General features: G+C 61.4%; 16 protein-coding genes. 5 read left to right on the forward strand and 11 right to left on the reverse strand.

All coding sequences use genetic code 11. The features are described from left to right. Window positions 1-33: 33 nt before the first annotated feature. Entirely contained in the window at window positions 34-729 is a 696-nt protein-coding gene (locus CFAEC_RS05605; protein ID WP_290279544.1) for a hypothetical protein, read from the reverse strand. 340 nt (window positions 730-1,069) lie between these two features. On the opposite strand from CFAEC_RS05605, the gene CFAEC_RS05610 reads away from it, so the two are divergent. Together CFAEC_RS05610 and thrB are read left to right on the forward strand one after the other, a co-directional pair. After that, window positions 1,070-2,407: a homoserine dehydrogenase gene (locus tag CFAEC_RS05610; RefSeq protein WP_290279545.1), complete on the forward strand. Its 1,338-nt coding sequence runs from the start codon at window positions 1,070-1,072 to the stop codon at window positions 2,405-2,407. A 10-nt stretch (window positions 2,408-2,417) separates the two neighbouring features. Further along, window positions 2,418-3,347, forward strand: coding sequence for a homoserine kinase (gene thrB, locus CFAEC_RS05615; protein WP_290279546.1), 930 nt, complete (start codon window positions 2,418-2,420; stop codon window positions 3,345-3,347). Window positions 3,348-3,359: 12 nt separating this feature from the next. On the opposite strand, the gene CFAEC_RS05620 is transcribed toward thrB, so the two are convergent. From CFAEC_RS05620 to CFAEC_RS05645, 6 genes are all read right to left on the reverse strand, one after another. Further along, window positions 3,360-4,124 carry a helix-turn-helix transcriptional regulator gene (locus tag CFAEC_RS05620; RefSeq protein ID WP_435384262.1) on the reverse strand — a complete coding sequence of 255 codons (765 nt, stop codon included), beginning with the start codon at window positions 4,122-4,124 and terminating at the stop codon, window positions 3,360-3,362. A gap of 262 nt (window positions 4,125-4,386) precedes the next feature. Then, window positions 4,387-5,166 (reverse strand): respiratory nitrate reductase subunit gamma, encoded by a 780-nt coding sequence (gene narI / locus CFAEC_RS05625; protein WP_290279548.1) that lies wholly within the window; start codon window positions 5,164-5,166, stop codon window positions 4,387-4,389. Window positions 5,167-5,188: 22 nt separating this feature from the next. Beyond that, the gene (gene narJ, locus CFAEC_RS05630) at window positions 5,189-5,875 is read right to left on the reverse strand and encodes a nitrate reductase molybdenum cofactor assembly chaperone (RefSeq protein ID WP_290279549.1); all 687 of its coding nucleotides are present in this window, start codon (window positions 5,873-5,875) and stop codon (window positions 5,189-5,191) included. A gap of 4 nt (window positions 5,876-5,879) precedes the next feature. Further along, window positions 5,880-7,481, reverse strand: coding sequence for a nitrate reductase subunit beta (gene narH, locus CFAEC_RS05635; protein WP_290279550.1), 1,602 nt, complete (start codon window positions 7,479-7,481; stop codon window positions 5,880-5,882). Beyond that, entirely contained in the window at window positions 7,481-11,221 is a 3,741-nt protein-coding gene (locus CFAEC_RS05640) for a nitrate reductase subunit alpha (RefSeq protein ID WP_290279551.1), read from the reverse strand. The genes narH and CFAEC_RS05640 overlap by 1 nt, the downstream gene beginning before the upstream one ends. Window positions 11,222-11,236: 15 nt before the next feature. Then, a complete protein-coding gene (locus CFAEC_RS05645) occupies window positions 11,237-12,574 on the reverse strand; it encodes a nitrate/nitrite transporter (protein WP_290279552.1) in 1,338 nt (445 codons plus the stop codon). Window positions 12,575-12,826: 252 nt separating this feature from the next. On the opposite strand from CFAEC_RS05645, the gene CFAEC_RS05650 reads away from it, so the two are divergent. Beyond that, window positions 12,827-13,318 (forward strand): MogA/MoaB family molybdenum cofactor biosynthesis protein, encoded by a 492-nt coding sequence (locus CFAEC_RS05650; protein ID WP_290279553.1) that lies wholly within the window; start codon window positions 12,827-12,829, stop codon window positions 13,316-13,318. Here the strand turns inward: CFAEC_RS05650 and CFAEC_RS05655 are convergent. The 4 genes from CFAEC_RS05655 to CFAEC_RS05670 all read right to left on the reverse strand — a co-directional run bounded on the left by CFAEC_RS05655 (window position 13,296) and on the right by CFAEC_RS05670 (window position 18,016). Further along, window positions 13,296-13,868, reverse strand: coding sequence for a molybdenum cofactor guanylyltransferase (locus CFAEC_RS05655; protein ID WP_290279554.1), 573 nt, complete (start codon window positions 13,866-13,868; stop codon window positions 13,296-13,298). The two genes, CFAEC_RS05650 and CFAEC_RS05655, sit on opposite strands and share 23 nt — an antisense overlap. Then, window positions 13,865-15,118: a molybdopterin molybdotransferase MoeA gene (locus CFAEC_RS05660; protein WP_290279555.1), complete on the reverse strand. Its 1,254-nt coding sequence runs from the start codon at window positions 15,116-15,118 to the stop codon at window positions 13,865-13,867. The genes CFAEC_RS05655 and CFAEC_RS05660 overlap by 4 nt, the downstream gene beginning before the upstream one ends. A 6-nt stretch (window positions 15,119-15,124) precedes the next feature. Then, the gene (gene moaA / locus CFAEC_RS05665) at window positions 15,125-16,225 is read right to left on the reverse strand and encodes a GTP 3',8-cyclase MoaA (RefSeq protein ID WP_290279556.1); all 1,101 of its coding nucleotides are present in this window, start codon (window positions 16,223-16,225) and stop codon (window positions 15,125-15,127) included. 75 nt (window positions 16,226-16,300) lie between these two features. Further along, window positions 16,301-18,016 carry a long-chain fatty-acid--CoA ligase gene (locus CFAEC_RS05670; protein WP_290279557.1) on the reverse strand — a complete coding sequence of 572 codons (1,716 nt, stop codon included), beginning with the start codon at window positions 18,014-18,016 and terminating at the stop codon, window positions 16,301-16,303. A gap of 579 nt (window positions 18,017-18,595) precedes the next feature. Between CFAEC_RS05670 and rho the strand changes: the two genes are divergently transcribed. Both rho and prfA read left to right on the forward strand, forming a co-directional pair. Next, on the forward strand, window positions 18,596-20,755 hold the full coding sequence (gene rho, locus CFAEC_RS05675) for a transcription termination factor Rho (RefSeq protein WP_290279558.1): 2,160 nt from the start codon (window positions 18,596-18,598) through the stop codon (window positions 20,753-20,755). Beyond that, window positions 20,755-21,831: a peptide chain release factor 1 gene (gene prfA, locus CFAEC_RS05680; protein WP_290279559.1), complete on the forward strand. Its 1,077-nt coding sequence runs from the start codon at window positions 20,755-20,757 to the stop codon at window positions 21,829-21,831. Before rho ends, prfA begins: the two co-directional genes overlap by 1 nt. The last annotated feature ends 2 nt before the right edge of the window (window positions 21,832-21,833 follow it).

Below are 21,833 nucleotides of genomic sequence, written 5' to 3' on the forward strand. Positions count from 1 at the left end.
AAAGCCAGAAACGCTACAGCTATAGGAGAAACCCTACTCCTCTGAACTGCTAATCGGGGTTGTATCGGAATTGTGCGACGGGATGATGGGGAAGTTGCCTGATTGACCGTTGGCGCATGCTTGGAATGGTCGGCTGAATCCCTCCAGGGTGCCATCGACCAGATCCAGGAACGGCATGATGATCTCACGGGAAGCGTCGTGGATGATGGCATCGTGAAGAGCGGTGAAGTCGAAAACGCCCCGTAGTGCCGCCGCCTGTTCTGCAGCCACCTCCCGGGGTCCGGTATGGGTACCCAGCATCTGGGGCATGGCTGCCTCGGTCCAGTGGATGAAACTCTGTTCCAGCGCAGCGAGGTAGATGAGGTAATAGGCATCGATCTGTGAAAAACCAGATTTAGCTGCAGCCATGCTATACCGGTTGTAGATTTCCGCTGTTTCAGGTGGGAGTTCCGCCGGGTTGTAGAAGTTCTCCTCGAATTGAGCAGTGAACGCATCCACCAGGCGGGCAATGTCGTAGTCCATCCCTTTCAGTGCAGCGGCCAGGCGGGTTTCTGTGGTGTCCGTTCGTTGCTGGAAGAATTCAGTGAGTTCTGCAAAATCTGCAGCGGTGATGTTCACGGCGCAGTCACCATTCAGCACCTGCACCTCTGCGGCCGCGGCGGGGGAGGGTCCCACAAAGAGGGCGACGGAGACCAGTCCTGCACTGAAAAGTACGTTGAAAAGCTTCATCTCACATCCCTCATTCATGTCATTGGCATACAATTTTTAATATAATGCCTTGCCTGGCAATGCCCGGGAGAACGCACATGCCCCTTTTGTGCATTCGTTATGAATTTGGGGTTGTAGTGAAATATTGCAGGCAGATAGCTTCACCGGAGTGGATGTGGGCCCAGGGGAGCCTGGCGCTGACACTGAGAAAAAGTCCACGAATGAAATGGGTAGTGACAACCCGATAAGAATGGACAGCTTGGTCTATAGTGGGCTGGTATCCTCTTCCGTCCAGGTCGCCATGTAGGCTGACCGGGGAAAGTAGGACAACCAGGCACCGCCACGATTATTTGGGAGAATCATGACCTCAGCACCTGCCCCCAGCTTCAACCCCGGTAAGGGACTCGGCTCACCAGTCGGTATTGCCCTCCTCGGTTACGGCACTGTCGGCTCGGAGGTTATGCGGCTGATGACTGAATATGCTGATGAACTCGAACACCGCATCGGGGGACCCCTGGAAGTGCGTGGTGTAGCAGTTTCCGATAAGAGCAAGCCGCGCCCGGGCGTTCCTGATGAACTCCTCACCGATGATGCCTTCTCACTGGTCAAGCGCGATGATGTTGACATTGTCGTTGAGGTTATCGGCGGCATTGATTACCCACGCAAGGTCGTGCTTGCTGCACTTAAGGCAGGCAAGTCCGTCGTTACTGCGAATAAAGCGCTTGTTGCAGCGCATTCCGCTGAGCTGGCTGACGCCGCCGATGAGGCCAACGTCGACCTCTACTTCGAAGCTGCCGTAGCCGCCGCCATTCCGGTGGTCGGCCCACTGCGCCGTTCCCTCGCCGGTGACCAGATCCAGTCGGTCATGGGCATTGTCAACGGCACCACCAACTTCATCCTCGATGCGATGGATTCCAGTGGTGCAGGTTATGAGGAGTCACTCGCCGAGGCCACCCGCCTGGGATACGCCGAGGCTGATCCGACCGCCGATGTCGAGGGCCATGACGCCGCATCCAAGGCCGCTATCCTCGCCTCCCTGGCGTTCCACACCCGTGTCACCTCTGATGATGTCTACTGTGAAGGCATCTCCAATATCAGCGCAGCTGACATTGATGCAGCTAAGCAGGCCGGTCACACCATCAAGCTCCTCGCCGTCTGTGAGAAGATCACCGACAGCAAGGGCGAGACCGCTATCTCCGTCGGCGTGCACCCCACCCTGATCCCGCGCGAGCACCCATTGGCAGCGGTCAACAAGTCCTTCAACGCCATCTTCGTGGAAGCTGAGGCTGCTGGTCGCCTGATGTTCTACGGCAATGGTGCCGGTGGCGCGCCTACCGCATCTGCTGTGCTTGGTGATGTTGTGGGAGCCGCCCGCAACAAGGTCCACGGTGGCCGCGCTCCGGGTGATTCCACCTACGCGAACCTGCCCATCGCCGATTATGGCGAGACCCCGACCCGTTATCACGTGGACATGGAAGTGGTGGACCGAGTCGGAGTCCTGGCTGACCTGGCCCAGATCTTCGCTGACCGTGGCATTTCCCTGCGCACCATCCGCCAGGAGGAGACCGGTGAGGGCGCACGTCTGATCGTGGTTACCCACCAGGCCCGTGAGGCTGACCTTGCGGCAACTGTGGACGCGCTCAAGGACAACCCGGTGGTGAAGTCCATCAACAGCGTCATCCGTCTCGAGAGGGGTTAGGACTCAACTCATGGCTATTGAATTGAATGTCGGCCGTAAAGTCACGGTCACGGTTCCGGGTTCCTCCGCGAACCTGGGTCCGGGTTTTGACACCCTCGGTCTGGCTCTGTCGGTGTATGACACCGTTGAGGTGGAGATCATCCAGTCCGGACTCGAGGTGGAGGTCTTCGGCGAAGGCCAGGGAGAGGTTCCGCTGGACGGTTCCCACCTGGTGGTCAAGGCGATCCGCTCCGGGCTGAAAGCCGCTGATGCCGAGGTCCCGGGGCTCCGCGTGGTCTGCCACAACAACATCCCGCAGTCCCGCGGTCTGGGTTCCTCAGCTGCCGCGGCTGTCGCAGGTGTTGCGGCTGCCAACGGTCTTGCTGGTTTTCCGTTGACCGATGATCAGGTGGTCCAGTTGGCCTCTGCTTTCGAAGGCCATCCGGATAACGCCGCTGCATCAGCCCTTGGCGGTGCAGTGGTGTCCTGGACCAACCTGCCGGTGGATGGCAAGAGTCAGCCGGAGTACCGGGCTGTGGGATTGGCGGTGCACAAGGATATTCGTGCCACCGCTCTGGTTCCTGATTTCCACGCCTCCACCGAGGCTGTCCGTCGGGTACTGCCGTCGGATGTCACCCACATCGACGCGCGTTTCAATGTTTCCCGCGTCGCGGTCATGATCGTCGCCCTTGAGCAGCGCCCTGATCTTCTGTGGGAGGGAAGTCGGGACCGGCTCCACCAGCCTTATCGCTCTGATGTTCTTCCGGTGACCGCTGAATGGGTCAACCGTCTGCGCAACCGTGGATACGCCGCATACCTGTCCGGTGCGGGCCCCACCGTGATGGTGCTCTCCACTGAACCGGTTGCGGAGAAGATCCTCGATGATGCCCGTGATGCCGGGCTGCGGGTCATTGAACTCGATGTGGCGCAGCCCGTCCGGGTTGAAGTCAACCACGAATAAGGCTGCAGCGCATTAGCTGGACAGTGCTCTCACATCTACAGAGCACACTCCGGGAGCGCTGAACGGCCTGAGTTCCAGGCCGACCCGGCCGGAGGTGTTCAGGCTTTCCTCGATGAATCCCTCGTGGACGGCACACACGAAACTCGATGGACGCTTGTCGCCCGTGATGAACGGGCAGCTGTTGAGGTGGATGGACACATCGTCGGGGTTGTGTGCCACCGGTACAGCAGGTGTGTCCACCACATCGGTGGCCTCAGAGACCCGGGGTACCGTCTCGGTGGTGGGGTCAAATCCCATCGCACGCAGGCGTGACAAGAGGGGCAGAAGTGCCTTGTTCAGGTCGTCCATGCCGCCTGGCTTGGCTCCCATGATGCTGGCCCACTGGGCACCGACAGCCTTGGCCTTGGCGCGCATCTCGGGATCCTGGAAGGCATTGATTGTTTCATCGCCCAGCATGGAGGCCATCAATTCGATGAGCGTGACATACTCCTGGGCTACTGCACGGTTATCAGGTACACGGGTCTGGAAGATGAGGGAGGGCCTGCCCCGGCCCTTCGCCGGTGCGGTGACAACACGCACGGCCTCCTGCGCCACCAGTTCCTCCAGATGGCCACGGGCTGTATTAACGTGCATCTCCAGCACGTCGGCCACCTCGATGGCGCGTGCGCCCTCGGGGAATTCCTGGAGAACGCTGAGCACTTCGCGTTGTTTGGGGCTCAGTCGGTAGGACTCGGCGAATAGTTCGGTGGCCGCCTGTGGGGCGGGGTTCTCATTCACGTTACTCAACTTTCACAACGGTGTTCTCAATTACCCGGGGCCTCTCATTCGAGGCTGGTCACAACAGGGTTTCCTCTTCATCAGGCCACATGATGTGGAATGGATGTATCCATTTTACCATGATAAGTACTGAATACCCCTCACTAATTTCCCGACAGGGGAGAATGAGTGAGAGGTAAGAGTTTCAGCACGGTGAAGTCCCATGAGGGTTCAAAGGGAACAGCGTACACCGGTTGTGTCGTCGTCAAGCAAACGCGCCTGCTCAGGCGCCGTGCCAGCGTGCCTCGTCGGTCTCCTGCTTTTTGGTGGAACGGACTGGTTCCCATGCGGTGTGGCGCAGCGAGGTGCGCGCGGTGGTGTCGCGGGTCCGGTAGACCACGTAGGGGCGGGTGGTGTAGCCGACCGGCGCGGAGAACGCATGCACCAGCCGGGTGAAGGGCCAGACAGCCATCAGGGCGAAGCCGGAGACCACGTGGACCTTGAACTCCCACGGCACATCGGCCATCAGTTCGGGTTGTGCGTTGAAGATCAGTAGTTGACGCAGCCACGGTGAGATGGTCTCGCGGTAGTCATAACCGTGCGGGCCACCGAAAACCTGGGTGGATACGGTGGCGATGAAACCGGAGAGGATGGCGGCGCCCAGCAGCAGGTACATCACCTTGTCTGAGCGGGAGGTGGACAGGAATACCGAACGGTTGACCACGCGACGGAAGATCAGGCCGATCAGGCCCAGCACCACCGCGACGCCGGCGATGGTGCCGGGGATGGTGGCGATCAGGTGGTAGGCGGCGTCAGAGATACCGACCGCCGCGGTCCAGCTCTTCGGAATGGCCAGGCCCATGAGGTGGCCGATGACCACGAACACCATGCCCCAGTGGAACAGCGGGGAACTCAGGCGCAGCAGTTTTGATTCGTAGATCTGGGAGGAGTGTGTGGTCCAGCCGAACTGGTCGGTGCGCCAACGCCAGGAGATACCGATGATGAAGGCGGCGATGCACAGCCACGGGAATGCCACCCAGAGGAAGATTTCAAAGTTGGACATTGTTCTTCGATCCTTTGGTCTGTCACGGTTGTGATGTGGGGAAGGGGAGCGGCGTGCCGATACCGACCATCTCTGCAGGGGGACCACTGCGGATCAGTTCCATATAGCTATCGGCGGTCTCCTGGTCGATGGCAGGCAGCGCCTGACACAGTGCAACGACCAGGTAGCGGTAGGGCGAATCCAGATTGTCGAGCGCTGAGCGGAGCACCTCGATGCCGTCGCGGTGGGCGGCGAGCACCTCGGTGGCGTCCGTGAACCGTCCGGGGTCGGACAGTGCGGCGGCCTCCAGCACCACACACAGGTGGTCCGGCAGCTCATCACGCTCGGATTCGAACCCGAGCGATCGCAACATGTCCCGGAAAGCCAGGATCGCGGTGCCCCGCTGGCGGGTGTCACCCACGGCGTAGTAGGTGAGAAAGAGTGAACACCGGCGGCGCTGGTCGAAGGTCTCCACATAGTGTTCCTGCAGCCAGCGCAGTCCCTTGACGCGCGCGGCGTCCAGGAATTCCACGATGTTCGCGGCCACCGGCAGGGGCAGCTCGTCGAGCTGCCCCTCCACAACGTTGAGCTTGTCGACGAAATCCTCATCCGGATAGTCCATCATCAAGGACGAGATCATGAAGACGATTCTTCTCTGATCATCCTGCATCGGGATCTGTCTGACCAGATCCTCCGGCACCATCCCGGTGTGGGTTCTGTTGCGTGCCATGTTCTTAATCCCTGCGATCCGGGAACATGGAATCCGGGCGTTCGCCTGGGTTCCAGGAGGCCAGACTCACGCGGCCAGGCTCTGCAGCCGCACCGGTGCCACATGCTTCCGGTGCGCCTTCGCCAAGACCCACGTTGAGGGATTCCGCGGCACCGATCGGATCAACGTTGCCGAATGGATCCAGACCCTGGATGCCACGTGGGGTCTCAGGTGAGGCGGTGGGGATGACGTAGCGGTCATCGTATTTGGCGATGGCCAGCAGCCGGTACATTTCCCGCATGGTTTTACCGTCCATTCCGACGGCCTCCGCGATCTCCTCCTGAGGATCATTGCCCAGGTTGATATCGCGCATATAGGATCTCATGGCAGCCAGCCTGCGTAGCGATTTCTCCACGGGGCGGGTATCTCCTGCGGTGAACAGTCCCGCCAGGTACTCCAGTGGGATGCGCATGGTGGCCAGGGCGGTGAGCAGGATCTTGTGGTCCTCGCCGTCATTGCCTGATGCGGTGACCTCATCCACGATGGGGGACAGTGGCGGGATGTACCAGACCATGGGCAGGGTGCGGTACTCCGGGTGCAGTGGCAGTGCCAGCTCATACTTGAAGATGAGATCGTGGATCGGGGACTGCTGGGCGGCATCGATCCAGCTGTGGGGGATGTTCTCCCGCTGCGCACCGGCGATGACCTCAGGGTCGAAAGGATCCAGGAAGAGCGTCTTCTGTGCCTCGAAGAGATCCTTTTCATCCGGTGTGGCGGCCACCTCTGCGACGCGGTCGGCGTCGTAAAGCAAGACGCCGAGGTAACGCAGGCGGCCCACGCATGTCTCGGAGCAGACGGTCGGCTGACCGACCTCCAGGCGCGGGTAGCACAGCGTACATTTCTCGGCCTTGCCGGACTTGTGGTTGAAGTAGACCTTCTTATACGGGCAACCTGAAACGCACATGCGCCAACCGCGGCACTGATCCTGGTCGACCAGGACGATGCCATCTTCGGCACGTTTGTACATCGCACCGGAGGGGCAGGCGGATACACAGGTGGGGTTGAGGCAGTGCTCGCAGATGCGGGGGAGATAGAACATGAAGGAATCTTCAATCTCCTTGGCCACCTGCAGGTTCATCTGCTCCAGAACCGGATCCTCATCCATGGTCTTGGTGGATCCACCCAGGTTGTCATCCCAGTTGGAGGACCATTCGATCTTGTCGATCGGGCGGCCGTCCAGCTGGCTGACCGGGCGTGCCGTGGGCTGGGCTGACTGTCCTGCCGGTGCCGAGAGCAGCTTGTCATATTCATAGGACCACGGGACATAGTAATCATCGATGGTGGGCAGCTTCGGGTTGTGGAAGATGGTGGCCAGCTTCTTGATGCGGCCACCCGCCTTCGGCTTCAGCTTGCCGGAGTTGGTGCGGACCCAGCCGCCCTCCCATTTGTCCTGGTCTTCCCAGCCACGTGGATAACCCACGCCGGGGCGGGTCTCCACATTGTTGAACCAGATGTATTCCGTGCCCTGACGGTTGGTCCAGGCCTGCTTGCAGGTGACCGAACACGTGTGGCAGCCGATACACTTGTCCAGGTTCATGATCATTGCGATCTGCGCCATGACCTTCATTAGTACTGCACCTCCTGGGAGCGGCGACGGATGTGAGTGACCTCGTCGCGGTTGTTTCCTGTTGGTCCGATGTAGTTGAAGCCATAGGCGAGCTGGCCGTAGCCGCCCGCCACATGGATCGGTTTGATCATGATCCGGGTCAGTGAGTTGTGCGTTCCACCGCGGCGGCCGGTGTGCTCATTGAGCGGTGTGCCGGCGGTGCGTTCCTGGGCGTGGTTCATGAAGACCGTGCCCTCGGGGATGCGGTGGGAGACGATCGCGCGGGCGGTGACGATGCCGTTGCGGTTGTACGCCTCGATCCAGTCGTTGTCCTCGATGCTGAGTTTCTCCGCATCCTTGTTGGACATCCAGATCACCTGGCCGCCTCGGGAGACGGTCAGGATGTGCAGGTTGTCGTAGTACTGCGAGTGGATGGACCACTTATTGTGCGGGGTGAGGTAACGCACGGTGACCTCAGCCTCGCCATTGCTGCCCTGGACGGTCTGACCGGGGCCCACTTCACCATTGATGTGGATCTTGTCCAGGGGTGGGCGGAAGATGGGCAACTGCTCGCCGTAGTCGATATACCAGTCATGGTCGAGGTAATAGTGCATGCGACCGGACAGCGTGTGCCACGGCTTGTCATATTCCAGGTTGATGGAGAACGCGGTGTAGCGGCGTCCATTGCGCTTATCCGCGGACCACTCCGGGGAGGTGATGACCTCCATGGGGCGTTCCTTGACCTGGTCCCAGTTGATGCGGGTGCCCTCGTGGTCGGCGATCAGATCCATCATGTCTGTGCCCACGCGTGCGCCCTGGTTGCGGAATCCCTCTGCGGCGACCTCGCCGTTGGACACACCAGACAGGTGCAGGATCATCTCGATGGCCTTGACCGCCGAATTGAGCAGGGGACGTTCGCCGGCGGACTCGGTCATGCCGGTGCCGTTGATCAGCGCGAGTTCCTCGACCTGCTTGGCCACGTTATAAGGGGTGCCGTGGGTGCCGGTTCCGACCTTCTCGGGCAGTGGACCTAAGTGGTTCCACTTCTCATAGATCTTGGTGTAATCACGCTCGACCGGGATGATCTTGGCCATGGTCTTGCCGGGGATGAGGCCGACCTCGTCCAGATCGGGGACGATGCCACCGGGCATGTTGAGCTCATCCGGGGTGTCGTGGGCCACCGGCGCGGTAATCACATCGGTCTGGGTGCCCAGCCACTTCCCGGCATGTTTGGTGAACTCCTTGGCCATGTCGTGGAAGACCTCCCAGTCGGTGCGGGTTTCCCACGGTGGGCTGATGGCTGCGTTGAAGGAGTGGATGAACGGGTGCATGTCCGTGGTGGATAGATCGTGTTTCTCGTACCAAGTGGCGGCGGGCAGCACGATATCAGAGACCAGCGTGGTGGACGTGTTGCGGAAGTCCGTGGTCAGCATCAGATCGAGCTTGCCCTTGGGGGCTTCCTCATGCCATTTGATGGATGCGGGGCGCTCATCGGGGCCGAGCTCCCGTGCGGTGGCGTCGGAATCCACGCCGAGCATGTGCCGGAGGAAGAACTCGGTGCCCTTGGCGGAGGAACCCATGAGGTTGGTGCGCCAGTTGAGCAGGATGCGTGGCCAGTTCTCCGGCGCATCCGGATCCTCACAGGCGTATTCGAGGTCCCCGTCGGTGAGCTGTTGGACGATATAATCCTGGACGGACACACCCTTATCCTCCGCTTCCTGGGAAAGTACCAGCGGGTTGCGGTTGAACTGTGGATAGGCCGGCATCCAGCCACGTTTCATGGCCTCGATCAGGGTGTCCGAGGTCATCTTGTCACCCACGGTTCCACGGTTGGCCAGTGGGGAGGACAGTCGATCGGCGCGGGTGTTGTCATAACGCCACTGATCGGTGGTCAGGTAGTAGAAGCCCGTGGTGATCATCTGGCGGGGTGGGCGCTGCCAGTCGGTGGCGAATGCGTACTGGCCCCAGCCGTTGGAGGGGCGCAGTTTCTCCTGACCCACGTAGTGGGCCCAGCCGCCGCCGTTGACCCCCTGGGTGCCGCACATGGAGGTCAATGCCAGGAAAGTGCGGTAGATGGAATCCGCATGGAAATAGTGGTTGACGCCGGCACCCATGATGATCTGGGAGCGTCCCTTGGAATCCTCGGCGTTCTGGGCGAACTCACGGCCGATGCGGATGGCCTGATTGGCCGGTACCCCGGTGAGTTCCTCCTGCCAGGCAGGGGTGCCCATGACCGGGTCGTGGAAGTCCTGTGGCCATTCACCGGGCAGGTTCAGCTCTTCACGGTTGACACCGTAGTGGGCGAGGAGGACGTCGAAGACGGTGGTGAACTTTCGGCCGTCGATCTCCACGGTGGGCACACCTCGGGAGATCACACCGGCACCCACGGGGCCGGTGGTGTCCTGGCCGGAGGGGGTGAGATCGAAGCGTGGGAAGAGGACCTCGGCGGTGCCGGTGGCTCCGGTGACCTCAGCCATGGACATGATTGATTCCGCGCCATCCTGACGCAGGTTCCACTTGCCCACGCCGTCATCGCCCCATCGGTCGGCGACGGTGCCGCCCGGGTCAACCACGCTGCCGTCAGCCTGCATGGTGAGAAGGCGGTGGGTGGCGTTGGGGGTCTGTGCCAGCTCGGGGGCGAAGGATTCCGCGCCGGCGGCGGTGAGGAACTTGCCCGGGGTGTAGGTGCCGTCACCGTGCTCATCCAACTCCACGAGGAAGGGGGAGTCGGTGTATTTGCGCATATAGTCCATGAAGTACGGGGTTGCGCGACCGACGTGGAATTCCTTGAGGATCACATGGCCCATGGCGAAGGCCAGGGCACCGTCGGTTCCGGGGTTGATGCGTGCCCATTCATCGGCGAACTTGGTGGAGTCTGCGAAGTCGGGGGAGACCACAACCACCTTGGTGCCGTTGTAGCGTGCCTCGACCATGAAGTGGGAATCCGGGGTGCGGGTGACCGGGATATTGGAGCCCCACATCATCAGGTAACTGGAGTTGTACCAGTCACCGGATTCAGGGACGTCTGTCTGATCGCCGAAGGTCTGTGGTGAGGCCGGAGGGAGGTCTGCGTACCAGTCGTAGAAGGACAGGGCCACGCCACCGATCATCTGGAGGAACCGGGTGCCGGCGCCGTAGGAGACCTGGGACATCGCGGGGATCACGGTGAAACCGTGGATGCGGTCGGGTCCGTACTGGCGGATGGTGTAGATGTGGGCCGCCGAGGCGATCTCAATGGCCTCTTCGTACTGGACCCGGATCAGTCCGCCCTTGCCGCGCTGGGAGATATAGGCTTCACGCTTCTCGGGGGTCTCCACGATCTCACGCCAGGCCAGCACCGGGTCGCCCAGGCGCTTCTTGGCCTCGCGGTACATATCCACCAGCACTCCACGCACATACGGGTAGCGGATGCGGGTCGGGGAGTAGGTGTACCAGGAGAAGGAGGCACCACGGGGGCAGCCACGGGGCTCATAGTCCGGCATATCGGGGCCGGTGGTGGGGTAATCAACCGCCTGGGATTCCCAGGTGATCACGCCGTCTTTGACGTAGACCTTCCAGGAGCAGGACCCCGTGCAGTTCACTCCGTGGGTGGAGCGGACCATCTTGTCATAGGACCAGCGGTTGCGGTAGAAGACATCAGCCTGGCGGCCGCCCTTGAGGAAGATCTGTTGTCCCTCAGGGCCCACTTTTCCCTTGCGGAGGTAGCTACCGAGTTTGAACAGGGGGTTCACGGAATCCGTGTTCGAATGCGTTGTAGTCATTGAGAAGCCTTTCGGTCAGCCCGGGAACGGGGCATGTGGACGGGCATAGTAGATCCAGGTCAGCGCGGTGGCGATGATGAAGAACACCACGCAACCCCAGAAGAATCCGACAGTCGGGGTCATAGACAGCAGCACACCGACCACGAAGGGGCCGAAGGCGGCGATCGCCCCGGTCCATCCGATGACGCCACCGGCCTGCTTCTTCGGCAGGATCATGGGCATCTGCTTGAAGGTGCCGGCGTTGCCGATACCGGTGAAGAAGAAGAGGATCAGCATCGACCACAGGAACGGATAGAAATCATCGGGGGTTTCCGCACGTGACAGGAAGATGGCTGCCGCGGTGGTGGCGGCGATCATGCCCACGCCACTGACGAAGGTCCAGATGGCACCTCCGAACTTGTCACAGAGTGGACCCCATGCTGCGCGGACAAGTGCGCCGATGAGGGGGCCGAGGAAGGCGTAGGTGGCGCCTGCATGCAGTGTTTCCGCCGGGAATTGTTCTGCCATGGGGGAGGCGATGCCGAAGTGGTTGTTGATGATGAGGCCGAACTGGGCGGCGAAACCTGCGAAGGCGCCGAAGGTCATCATGTAGACCACCGTGAGGATCCAGGTGTTCTTGTTGCCGAAGAAGTTCAGCTGATCGCGGAAATTCACCTTCATCGGGATGTCCTTGAGGAACAGGAACGCCAGTACGGCGGCGAGGATGGTCCACGGCACCAGCACGATGGCGGCGTTGTGGACGAATACCTCGGAGCCTTCGGAGGTGCGCTGTGGGGTGACGAATCCGATGCCCAGCAGGCCGAAACCCATCACCCATGGTCCGAGGAACTGGATGACGGAGACTCCGAGGTTGCCCACACCCGCCTGGATGCCCAGCGCTGTTCCGGATTTGGCCTTGGGGAAGAACCAACCGGTGGAGGGCATGTATCCGGAGAAGACGCCGCCGCCGATACCGGTCAGCGCGGAGAGAACCAACAGCCACCAGTACGGGGTGTTGGCATCCTGGACGGCGAGGAACCAGCCGAACATCGGGATGAGGAAGAGGGCGGAGGACATTCCGACCAGGTTCCTGGTGCCCACGCGGGCGGGGAGGAACATGTAGATCAGGCGGAGGATACCTCCGGCGAGCCCGGGGATCGAAGTCAGCCAGTAGAGTTGCGCTGCGGTGAGGTCAAAGCCGATGCGGTTGAGCAGTGGGGCGATGGCGGAAACCAGGTACCAGACGCTGAAACCGATGATGAGTGAGAACGTGGTGATGGAGAGTGTCCGCCAGGCGATCTGTGAATCCCAGTGTTCCGGATCTTCTGGATCCCACCCCTGCAGCGTTTTGCCCTTGGTGTTGAGTTCTGTCACTTTACGCCTCTTCCTGTGGGTTTGAAAGGGCTTTCCAACAAGCCCGAGGTGGCCCTGAATGCCCATAATCTAACACGGGTTGAGCTGCTAGGGTCTATATAGGTACGGGAAATCCCGTCTTTATTTACGCAACATTGATGTGTTCTAATTCACTTCCTGCAGGTATGTGGAGTAGAAACAGTGCCACAATGCATGTGGTTTTTTCGGACTCCCCCTCTGTGGGGGTGAAAAGCTGAGAGAGGTCAGGGAGAAATGGCGGTAGATGGGATGGATCTGACGGCGGCGATCATCACCGTGTCCGATCGGATATCGTCCGGGGCCCGGGAAGACAAAGCGGGGCCCATCGCCAAGGACATCCTCACCGGCGCCGGTGTGGATGTGGTGCGCTCAGTGACTCTCCCAGAAGGCCTGGACGCAGTCTCTGATGCCCTGGCGGGGGCTATCCGGGACGGTATCCGCATCATCGTCACCATCGGTGGCACCGGGGTGGGGCCCCGCAACCGCACCCCGGAGGCCACCGCACCTCTGATTGAGACAGAACTCACCGCAGTGATGTCCCAGATTCTCTTCGCAGGACTGGCCAATACCCATCAGGCTGGACTCTCACGCGGCCTGGTGGGGCTGACCACCCGGGACAGCGGTTCCACGTTGATTGTCAATGCGCCGAGTTCCCCGGGAGGGGTCCGCGATGCCCTCGGGGTGGTGTGCCCACTGCTCGGGCCTATTTTTGAACGTCTCTATTAGGCAGTTCCACCTCACCGAGGGCAGAGAGCTCCCCGATGGTGTCATAGTCGGTTTCCGTGCCATTGCCGGATACCTCGACCACCCGCGTGGCCTTTCTCAGAAGTGATTTCACCGACCTGTCCCGGACCTCTCCGAGATCCGCCAAGGCACCAGTCAGGGACATGGTTGACCACACTGCACACAGCGGCTGGATCCACCCGTCGTGGGCACGGGTCACCGCCACATCCGCATCACCGATGGCACTTCGCAGGGCCGGCAGCATCTCCGCGGAGTAGGGGGCATCCACGGCAAGCACAGCGGTGAACTCCTCAGTCTGTGGCAGGGCGGCCACGCCGGCAGCGATGCCCGCCACCGGTCCACCGAACGGGGGCTGCTCACTGGTGGTGATGACCCCCTCCACGGGATGCGGGGAGACCACCACCACGTTGTGGCCGGAACCTAAGCACTCCAGAAGATAATCAAGTAATCTGCGCCCATTGAGCTGAACCGCGGCCTTATCCACACCCCCCATGCGTGTGCCCTGGCCACCAGCGAGGATGATCACATTCATGTCAGGTACACCCCGATCTGTTCACCTTCACCGGGGCCGGAAGAGCCCGGAGGGATGATGGCGAAACCATCCACCCCGTTGAGGGAGGCCACGAAATGACTGCCGCGCCCTCCTTGGGTGAACGGCGTGGCCAACGCTCCAGCCTCACCCCAGGAAAGTCTGACCGGCACGATGAGATCCTTCGCGCGCGCATCAGGAAAGTCCACGGCGGCAGTGGCCGTGGTCCGGGGACGTGAACCCAGATCCGGGGAGACCTCAAGCCCGACAAGCTTATCCACGGCCGCACGGACGAACATGAGAAACGATACGAACGCCGCCACCGGGTTACCCGGTAAACAAAGGACCGGTACCGGGGAGCCATCCCGGCGCGCCCAGGTGCCTGCGCCCTGTGGCTTGCCCGGCTGCATGCTGACGTGGCCGAACCACATCGCGGCCCCCAGGCCCATCGCGGATTTCACCACGTCGAAGGCTCCGGCTGACACTCCGCCGGTGGTGATCACCAGATCATGTGACTCCACCACCTGGCTGAATACATCCCAGAACTCCTCCGGATCATCACCGGTGTGGAGCTCCGAGACTTCTTTGATGCCTGCTTCGCGTATAAGCTGGGCCACCATCGGGCGGTTGGAGTCCGGGATCTGGCCGGGCAGGGGAGTGGTACCCGATGTCACCAGCTCATCACCGCTGCTCAGCACCGCCACGCGGGGTCGGGGAAACGACGAAACCTGCTCTACACCAGCGGAGATCAGACCTGCGAGTGTGCCGGCATCAATGAGCTCGCCAGCCCGGGCCACCCGGTCACCTGGACGGACATTCTCGCCCCGGAGTCGGATGTGGGCGCGCCCGCGGAAAGCGTGGATATCAATCGACTCCGGAAGATCCAGGGGCCCCGGGCTAGAGGAGGTGTCCTCCACGGGGATGACCGCCAATCCTTCCGGTACGGGATCACTGACCGGAGCGCCCGTCATGATGCGCACGGACTCTCCCCGCACCGGGGTGAGGGCGGCACCGCCGGCTGGAACATCGCCGCTCACCTTCAGCGTCGCGGTTCCTCCCGCGGAAAGGTCCGCTGTATTGATGAGATAACCGTCCATCCCGGAATTGGAAAACGGTGGCACCGCCAACCGGGCATGGGTATCCGCTGCGAGCACGGTCCCCACGGCCTCATGGAGGGATAGCGTTACCGGCGCGCCGGGGGTGATCAGGGACAACACCCGTGAAAGGTGCCCGGTGATAGAGACATCAGACAAGGGGATCTAGCCACCGATCGCTGACATGGGGCGATCCGGCTGGAGGAAGCCCTCATCGTCGATGCCGTGGCCGGGTTTCTTCTCCCACATCGCACCTGCCCAGGCTGCAGCGAGTTCATCATCGGAGGCTCCTGCGCGCATGAGATCACGCAGGGGCGTTTCGGTGCGCGCGAACAGGCAGTTGCGGATGGTGCCGTCACTGGTCAGGCGGGAACGGTCGCAGTCACCGCAGAAAGGGTGGGTTACCGATGCGATGATGCCGAGTGTGCCGGTGATCTGGGGATCCTCACGGTCGGTGGCGTTCCACAGGGCAGCGGGGGCCGCCCCCCGTGGTTCGCGTGCGGGCGTGAGGTCAAACCTCTCCTCCAGCCGCTCCAGTATCTGGGCCGCGGTGACCATGTCTGTCCGTTTCCACTGGTCACGCGGGCCGAGCGGCATCTGCTCAATGAAGCGCAGCTGTGCGCCGCGCTCCAGGCAGAAAGCGGCCAGTGGCACGATGTCCACCTCATTGACCCCGGGCATCACCACGGCATTGATCTTGACCGGATCAAGCCCTGCAGCCACGGCGGCTTCAATGGAGGACAATACGCCGGCCAGGCGATCGCGCCTGGTCAGGGCGACGTAGCGCTCCGCGTCGATGGTGTCCAGTGAGATGTTCACCCGGTGCAGGCCGGCTTTCTTCAGGGCATCGATCCGGCGGTCCAGGCCGAGCCCGTTGGTGGTCAGTGCGGTGCGGACGGATTCACCCTCATCCGTGCGCAGACGGGAGGTGGCCTCAATGATGGACTCCAGGTTCTTCCGCAGCAGGGGTTCCCCGCCGGTGAATCGAATCTGCCGGATACCCAGTTTCTCCACGGCGATGCGGATGAGGCGGTTGATCTCTTCGTCGTCAAGCGACTGCTCGGTGGGCAGCCACTCCAACCCTTCCGCCGGCATGCAGTAGGTGCAACGCAGGTTGCACCGGTCGGTGAGCGAGACGCGCAGGTCGCGCGCCACCCGCCCGTAGCGGTCGACCAGCTCACGCGTGCCATCAGGTTTGACGCTTTGCGACGCTGTCTCTTTCGGCTGTTGATACGGCCCGGGCTGGAGGTAAAGGCGAGTAGTCATGTGATCTCCATCCTAGGAACAGTGCAGATTAAAGCCAACTATAACCGGAAATAATCAGCGATTTAGGTATGGAAACTATTTCTCCCCAGGTCCCTTCAATTTGATGACCTCGAATTCACCATCGGCCAAGTGCATGCGCAGGTCCTTCTTGTCGAATTTACCCACCGATGTCTTGTCGATCTCCTTAACAAACGTCCAGTACTCCGGCAGCATCCAGTTGGGTAGACGGTCGCGCAGCTGATCACGGAGCAGTTCCGCGGTCTCACGCGTGGGTTCCACATTGGGGTACAGCAACGTGACAGCGAGGGGGCGTTCCACCCACTTGTCATCGGGGAATCCGATCACCGCACATTCCACCACCTCCGGGGTGGCCATGATGAGGTTCTCCAGCTGGGCGGAGTAGATCCACTCGCCACCGGAACGGATCACATCGCGGGCACGGTCCTGGATGCTGAGGAATCCATCGCTGGTGACCGCACCCACATCGCCGGTGCGTAGCCAGCCATCAGCAGTGAAGGATTCGTCGGGCCCATTCGCATCCATCCCGTGGAAGGACTCGGCGAGACCACCCTCCTCCGCGGCGGGGGACTGGAAGTAGGAACCGGTGACCCACGGACCCCGGACCTGGATCTCACCCTCATTGCGGTCGGTGGAAGCCATCACCTGCCCCTCATTGACCACACGGTATTCCAGGGAGGCGGGGAATCTGCCCTGGGAGACGCGGTAGCTCCAGCGGGCCGCACCGGATACGCCCGATGGTGGTCGGGACACAGTGCCCACCGTGGAGGTCTCCGTCATGCCCCAGACGTGCACCACATCCACGCCATACCGTTCCTCCCACAGCGTGATCACCACCGGCGGCACGGCGGAACCGCCGACATAGAGTTCCCGCAGGGACATTCTCTCCGGAGGATTCTTCAGATAGTGCACCATGAGCTGGATCCACAAGGTCGGCACGCCGTGGGCTGCCCGCGGCAGGGTGGTGGAAATGATCTTTGCCAGCGTCGGGGCAGAAAGGTCGGCGCCGGGCATCACCAGGGGAGTCCCAGACATGAACGCCGCGATGGGAACACCCCAGCTGAGCACGTGATAGATGGGAACACAGCACAGGAAAGTCTCACCGTGGGTGACAGAGAGGGAATCCGTGGTCCGCAGGCTCAATGACTGCAGGTACAGCGAACGGTGGGAGTAGACCACACCCTTCGGTGGGCCGGTGGTGCCGGTGGAATAGCAGATGGCCGCGGCGGTGCGTTCATCCTCCACAGGCCAGTCATAGTGGGTGGAACGACCGTCCAGCAGCGCCTCATAGGAATAGGTCTGGACACCCTCCGGCAGGTGGGAGGAAGGCTCGCGGATATCGGAATCGCCGATGAAGATCACCGCGCGGACGCCGGGGCACTCGGGAAGGATTTCACCCAGCTGGGTGGCCAGGCGGGGATCAGCCACGATGATCTCATCCTCAGCGTGGTTGATGATGAACGCGATCTGGTCATTCATCAGCTGCTTGTTGAGTGGGTTGAACACCGCACCCATGCAGGCCACCGCGAACATCGTTTCCAGGTGCTCCCCGCAGTTGTACAACAGGGACCCCACCCGCTGGTCACCGGTGATGCCGAGGGAATCATGGAGCGCATGCGCGAGGGCCGCCGCCCGGGCGCCGATGTCAGCGAAGGTGATCTGCTCCTGCTCATCACCGTCATATGTGGTGATGACAGTGTCACCGTGGACGGTGGAGCCATACTTGAGAATACGGGAGAGGGAGAGGGGAACATCCTGCATCGTGCTGAGCATGCAGACCACTTTAGCGATGGCACCGGACACCGGGTGAGCCAGTGTGATGCAATCACCCGAAAGTGACGGGGGACACCCCGTGGTGTTGATGGTATCCGGGGTGGTTCCCGAGAGAAACTGCTCTTGTGGATATGCCGATTGAGACACTGCCGGTGTAATGCGCTAATATGTCACAACAAGACCGGGCTACTTAAACTCGGTGCACATCAGATTCCCTCATCAAGCTCCCCGGCGGCAACGGTCCGTTTAACCGGGGGAGTGTGGGGACAGTTCATGGGGCACCTCGGGGTGTGGGCCAATTTGAGCCACATCCGGTCTGGTTCAGGGCACAGCATCGCATCCGCGCCGCGGAGAACATGTTGCCCTCCCTCAGTGAATTGCCACGCAGTTTCCGTTATTCGTGTGTTTTCAACCGTGAGTTCGCAGAATTCCCGATGAAGGCAGATGCGGCGCGGGACAGCTCCTTCCCGGCAGTGCACTCAAAATTACACAGAAGCAGCTTTCAGCCTTCATACATCTCATATACACACATGTGAAACAGACAATGCCACTCGGCTGGAATGCCACGAAAGGATATCTGTGACCAACACAGACAACACCGCAGCGAACCAGGGCGAACTGACCGCCCTTCGACTGCCGGAACTGCGCAAGATCGCCGGAGAACTGGGCCTCAAGGGGACCTCCGGGTTGCGCAAGGGTGAACTGATCAACGCCATCAGCTCCGCCCGTTCGGGTGGAAACACCAGCACCGCCGCCCCGGCCGCCAACGCGCCAGAGGAACAGCAGGCTGCAGGCACCCGCGCCCGCAGGGCCGTCAAGTCCACCCCTGCACCCGCAGCAGAGACTGCTCCGGAAGAGGCGCCCGCTCGTCGTGGCCGTCGCCGCGTCACCGCCTCCCCGACCACTCCCTCCAGTGAGGGTGTCCAGCAGGCCCCACAGACTGAGTCCGCTCCAGCCCCGATGCAGGAACAGTCCCACGAGGACAATGACGGCTCTGAGTCCTCATCCCAGGACGGCCAGGATAACCAGGACAACCGCTTTGAATCCCGCTCCGCTGCACGCCGCGCGCGACGCAACCGCCAGCGCCAGACACAGCGTGACACCCCGGACTCCGAGGACAGTCAGGACACCCAGGACCAGCAGGACACCGCTCCGGCACAGCAGACTCAGCAGTCTCAGCCTTCTCAGCCTTCTCAGAATGAGCAGGAGGACAACACCGAGCAGTCCCAGGGTGATGACAACCAGCAGGATTCCCACGATAACCGTCGTGGCAACCAGCGTCGTGACCGCCGCGGAAATCGCAATGATCAGCGGGACAACAACCGTGACAACCAGCGCGATAACCAGCAGGATCAGTCCGACAATCAGCAGGATTCCCAGGACAACGACGGCTCCCACAATGATCGCCGCGGAAATCGCAATGACGACCACGGTGATGACCGCCGTGGCCGCCGTGGCCGCCGTAACCGTCGTGGCCGGGATAACCGCCAGGACAACCGTGATAACCGCGGTGACCAGCAGAATGATCAGAATGACAACCAGCAGGACGATCAGCTGCAGAACGTCGCCGGCATCCTGGACATCGTGGACACCAATGTGGCGTTCGTCCGCACCACCGGTTACCACCCGGCACCATCTGATGTCTTTGTGAACAACCAGCTGATCCGTCGCATGGGTCTGCGTTCCGGTGACGCCATCGTGGGCCAGGTCCGCATGAATCAGGGTGGACAGCAGGGCGGCAACCAGGGTGGACATGGTGGACGCAACCGTCAGAAGTACAACAACCTGTCGCGCGTGGACAGCATCAACGGCCTGCCTGTTGAGGAAACCCGCAACCGTCCGGAGTTCAACAAGCTCACCCCGCTGTACCCGAACCAGCGTCTGCGTCTGGAAACCGAGCAGCGTGTCCTGACCACCCGTGTCATTGACCTGATCATGCCGATCGGCAAGGGCCAGCGTGCGCTCATCGTGTCCCCGCCCAAGGCCGGTAAGACCACGATCCTGCAGAACATCGCCAACGCGATCGCCACCAACAACCCGGAGTGCTACCTCATGGTTGTGCTGGTGGATGAGCGTCCTGAGGAAGTCACCGATATGCAGCGTTCGGTCAAGGGTGAGGTCATCGCCTCCACCTTCGACCGCCCGCCGGGAGAGCACACCGCCATTGCGGAGCTGGCCATTGAGCGCGCCAAGCGTCTGGTGGAGCAGGGCCAGGACGTTGTTGTCCTGCTCGATTCAATCACCCGTCTGGGTCGTGCCTACAACAACAGTTCCCCTGCGTCCGGACGTATCCTGTCCGGTGGTGTTGACTCCAACGCGCTGTACCCGCCGAAGCGTTTCCTGGGTGCGGCCCGCAACATTGAAAATGGTGGTTCCCTCACCATCATCGCCACCGCGATGGTGGAGACCGGTTCCGCCGGTGACACCGTGATCTTCGAGGAGTTCAAGGGCACCGGTAACGCCGAGCTCAAGCTGGATCGTAAGATCTCCGAGCGTCGTGTGTTCCCTGCAGTGGATGTCAACCCATCCGGTACCCGTAAGGATGAGCTGTTGCTCAACCCGGATGAGGCTCGCATCATGCACAAGCTTCGTCGTATCCTGTCTGCACTGGATAACCAGCAGGCCATTGATCTGCTGATCAAGCAGCTGAAGAAGACCAAGTCCAACGCGGAATTCCTCATGCAGGTCGCTTCAAGTGCACCGATGGCCGCCACCGAAAATGATGAGGAGTACTCATAATGGCAGGACAGGTATCAGCGGTTGACGATATCCTCGCCGAGTATCACGGCCTTGAGGAGCAGATGGCAGATCCTGCGCTCCACAATGATGCCGCGGCGGCACGACGGGTGGGGAAGCGCTACTCCGAGCTGCAGCCCATCATCAACGTGCACCGCGAACTGGTCCAGGTCAGGGATGATCTGGAGGCGGCGAAGGAGATGGCGCACGAGGACCACGAGTTCGCCGCCGAGGCAGAGCGCCTCGAGGTGGAATCGGTGGAGCTGGAGGAGAAGCTCGCTGATCTCCTGGCACCGCGTGATGAGCATGATGGTGATGACATTGTCATGGAGATCAAGGCCGGTGCCGGTGGAGATGAAGCGGCCCTGTTCGCAGGTGACCTGCTCCGCATGTACCAGAAGTACGCCGACAAGCACGGTTTTATCATCGAGGTTCTCGACTCTGCTGAGTCCGACCTGGGCGGGGTCAAGGACATTACCTTGTCCATCCGTTCCCGCAAGCCGTCCCGCGATGGTGCCTGGAGCCAGTTCAAGTTCGAGGGCGGTGTGCACCGCGTTCAGCGTGTGCCGGTGACCGAGTCCCAGGGACGCATCCAGACCTCTGCCGCCGGCGTGCTGGTCTACCCGGAGCCGGATGAGGTGCAGGATGTGGAGATCGACGAGAAGGAGATCCGCGTCGATGTCTATCGTTCCTCCGGTAAGGGTGGTCAGGGTGTTAACACCACCGACTCCGCCGTGCGCATCACCCACCTGCCCACGGGCATCGTGGTGACGTGTCAGAAGGAACGTTCCCAGATCCAGAACCGTGCGCGCGCCATGCAGGTGCTCGCCGCCCGTCTGCAGGCGTTGCAGGCGGAGGAGGCGGAGGCTGAGGCCGCACAGGGTCGTGCGTCCCAGATCCGCACCATGGACCGCTCCGAGCGCATCCGTACCTATAACTGGCCGGAGAACCGCATCAGCGATCACCGCATCGGTTTCAAGGCCAACAACCTGGATTCCGTCCTTGACGGTGAACTGGATGATCTGTTCACCGCCCTGCGTGCAGCTGAACGCGCTGAACGCCTCGAGGCCGATAACTAGGC

Origin of the sequence: Corynebacterium faecale (genome assembly GCF_030408735.1) — a bacterium.
Taxonomy (GTDB): domain Bacteria; phylum Actinomycetota; class Actinomycetes; order Mycobacteriales; family Mycobacteriaceae; genus Corynebacterium; species Corynebacterium faecale.

What these genes read in the sequence shown, in the direction of transcription:
- CFAEC_RS05610 (WP_290279545.1), top strand. Translation starts at nt 1,070, where the DNA reads ATGACCTCAGCACCTGCCCCCAGCTTCAACCCCGGTAAGGGACTCGGC.
- prfA (WP_290279559.1), top strand. Translation starts at nt 20,755, where the DNA reads ATGGCAGGACAGGTATCAGCGGTTGACGATATCCTCGCCGAGTATCAC.
- narI (WP_290279548.1), bottom strand. Translation starts at nt 5,166, where the DNA reads ATGTCCAACTTTGAAATCTTCCTCTGGGTGGCATTCCCGTGGCTGTGC.
- narJ (WP_290279549.1), bottom strand. Translation starts at nt 5,875, where the DNA reads ATGGCACGCAACAGAACCCACACCGGGATGGTGCCGGAGGATCTGGTC.
- CFAEC_RS05650 (WP_290279553.1), top strand. Translation starts at nt 12,827, where the DNA reads ATGGCGGTAGATGGGATGGATCTGACGGCGGCGATCATCACCGTGTCC.
- narH (WP_290279550.1), bottom strand. Translation starts at nt 7,481, where the DNA reads ATGAAGGTCATGGCGCAGATCGCAATGATCATGAACCTGGACAAGTGT.
- thrB (WP_290279546.1), top strand. Translation starts at nt 2,418, where the DNA reads ATGGCTATTGAATTGAATGTCGGCCGTAAAGTCACGGTCACGGTTCCG.
- moaA (WP_290279556.1), bottom strand. Translation starts at nt 16,225, where the DNA reads ATGACTACTCGCCTTTACCTCCAGCCCGGGCCGTATCAACAGCCGAAA.
- CFAEC_RS05605 (WP_290279544.1), bottom strand. Translation starts at nt 729, where the DNA reads ATGAAGCTTTTCAACGTACTTTTCAGTGCAGGACTGGTCTCCGTCGCC.
- CFAEC_RS05640 (WP_290279551.1), bottom strand. Translation starts at nt 11,221, where the DNA reads ATGACTACAACGCATTCGAACACGGATTCCGTGAACCCCCTGTTCAAA.
- CFAEC_RS05655 (WP_290279554.1), bottom strand. Translation starts at nt 13,868, where the DNA reads ATGAATGTGATCATCCTCGCTGGTGGCCAGGGCACACGCATGGGGGGT.
- CFAEC_RS05670 (WP_290279557.1), bottom strand. Translation starts at nt 18,016, where the DNA reads ATGCTCAGCACGATGCAGGATGTTCCCCTCTCCCTCTCCCGTATTCTC.